General features: G+C 36.9%; 2 protein-coding genes and 1 pseudogene. All 3 read right to left on the bottom strand.

Annotation, left to right across the window (positions count from 1 at the left end):
* Nucleotides 1-31 precede the first annotated feature (31 nt).
* Nucleotides 32-1,204 (bottom strand): acetoin utilization protein AcuC, encoded by a 1,173-nt coding sequence (locus A194_RS0115935; protein ID WP_017187778.1) that lies wholly within the window; start codon nt 1,202-1,204, stop codon nt 32-34.
* The gene (locus A194_RS0115930; RefSeq protein ID WP_017187777.1) at nt 1,201-1,848 is read right to left on the bottom strand and encodes an acetoin utilization AcuB family protein; all 648 of its coding nucleotides are present in this window, start codon (nt 1,846-1,848) and stop codon (nt 1,201-1,203) included. Before A194_RS0115930 ends, A194_RS0115935 begins: the two co-directional genes overlap by 4 nt.
* Before the next feature lie 12 nt (nt 1,849-1,860).
* Nucleotides 1,861-2,227 (bottom strand): annotated as a pseudogene (locus tag A194_RS18940) (N-acetyltransferase); the annotation flags it as partial.

Raw genomic sequence — 2,227 nt, 5'->3', positions numbered from 1 at the left:
TAGAGCCTAAATAGTTAATCGGTCTTTTTAGTTACATCATATATTTTTGTTCATTGCGTATAGGTTCAAGTAACTTATTAACGAGAATTGCATTTTTCTCCGTAATCTCTTCTTTTCTAGGAATCGGTTCATAAATACTGGATTCATCATGCCATGTTGCCGGTAAATTGACAGGGCTTTCGTTTTGCCACTGATCAAGCCAGCGTTTTGGAATTGAGCCTGAAAATGTTTCGCCATGGTTATTAACTACAGACCAAATTTGCGCCCATGCTCTAGGTACGACTCGCCAAATATCATAACCACCACCACCTAATGCAACCCATTTACCGTCACAATACTCATTAGCTAATTGATATGCTAACTTTGGAATTTCTTCATAGATTTCCATTGTACAGCATAAGTGAGACAACGGGTCATAGACGTGTGCATCTGCACCGTTTTGAGTCACAATTATATCTGGCTTAAAGTGTTCTGTAATTTCCGTTAGTGACTCTTTATAAGCCGACAAAAAGGACTCATTTTCAGTAAAAGCATCAATTGGAATGTTAAATGATGTTCCATAACCTTCGTTGTGTCCACGCTCGTTAATGTTACCGGTTCCAGGAAATAAGTACCTACCTGTTTCATGAATCGATAGAGTACAAACGTTTGGGTCATCGTAAAAAATCCACTGCACACCATCACCGTGATGGGCATCTGTGTCGACATAAAGCACTTTGTAGTCAAATTTTTCACGAATATATTGAATAGCAATAGCCGCATCATTATATATACAAAAACCAGAAGCTTTACGGCGGAATCCATGGTGTAATCCACCACCAAGATTTAATGCTCGTTTTGTTTGGCCACTTAATACGGCATCCACAGCTGTTAATGTGCCTCCAACAAGTTGAGCTGCTGCTTGATGCATATCTTCAAAAATTGGTGTATCTTCAGTTCCGACCCCATATTCTAAACTTTCTTCTTGTGCCAGTTTGTCTTCACTAGCACGTTTAACAGCATCAATGTACTTTCTGTCATGTACTAGAGCAATTTCTTCATCTGATGCAACTCTAGGTGTTATGATTTGTTGATCATTTAAAGCGTTCATAGATTTAAGTAATTTATAAGTCAGCTCTACACGTTTTTGGTTAAAAGGATGGTCATCACGAAACTTATAGTTTTTAAAGGCTTCCGTATAAACAAAAGATGCTTCATTCGTCATTTTGAAAGCCCCGGTATGTTTGGCCATATGACTTCATAGCCATGTTGTTTTAGTTCGTCAATTAACGGCATAGGATTCATGGTTTGAATGCGTAGAACGATAATTTTCTCGTGATAACTATCCTGATATGGGTAGATGAAGACTGATGATATGTTCGTATTTCGATCGCTTATAATTTTTGTAACGTTAGGTAAAACACCAACTTTGTTTGGTACTTTGACCTCAATTTGTGAGCTTTGTTCATGAATTCCTGTTAGCTGAATTAGACGGTAAAGTAAGTCTTTTTCTGTTACAATACCGACTAACTGATTGTTTTTCGTTACAGGTACACATGCAATTTCATGCTCATAAAAAATAGTTGCTATATCTTCTATGAAATCTAAAGGATGTACTGTAATTACTGGTGTTGTCATTATTGATGAAACTTCATGCTGTAAGATCTGTCTGTTTTGGGTTTCTTCAAGAATTGATGGTGCTGCGTCTCGAATATCACGATCTGACAATATTCCTACTACTTGTTCATTTTCACTAACGACAGGAATGTGCCTAATTTTATGTTTGTTTAGTAGTTCTAATGCTTCTTCTATACAATCATTCGAATTAATTGTCACAATTGATTCTGACATAATTTCTTCTACTAACATAATCTCACCTCACTATAACCAGTAATCATTTCGCCCCATAAAACGGAGGGAATCAAACGTTTTTACTGAAGACTTAGGTACGTTTTTGCCAATTCGAACGAGCAGACAATTGGCAGGGTGTGATATAATCTCAGGGTCATCTGTAGACATTGGTTTAAGTCCACCTTTCCCCATCATCTTCTCCATAATTTTTCGATATTCCCATACGTTAAGTCCTGTTGATTTCATATCCCAATGCCAATAATATTCAGTTGTTATAATAATATAGTTCTCCATTTGTGGATCTTTCATGGCTAATTTCAGAATAGAAGAACCGACACTCATGCTCGGTAGTCATTCGATACTTCAATGGCCCCTAATTCAATTAAATCTTCCATTT

It is taken from the genome of Alkalibacillus haloalkaliphilus C5 (genome assembly GCF_000269905.1).
Lineage (GTDB): Bacteria > Bacillota > Bacilli > Bacillales > Alkalibacillaceae > Alkalibacillus > Alkalibacillus haloalkaliphilus_A.
This window is presented reverse-complemented; position numbering and strand designations above follow the sequence as displayed.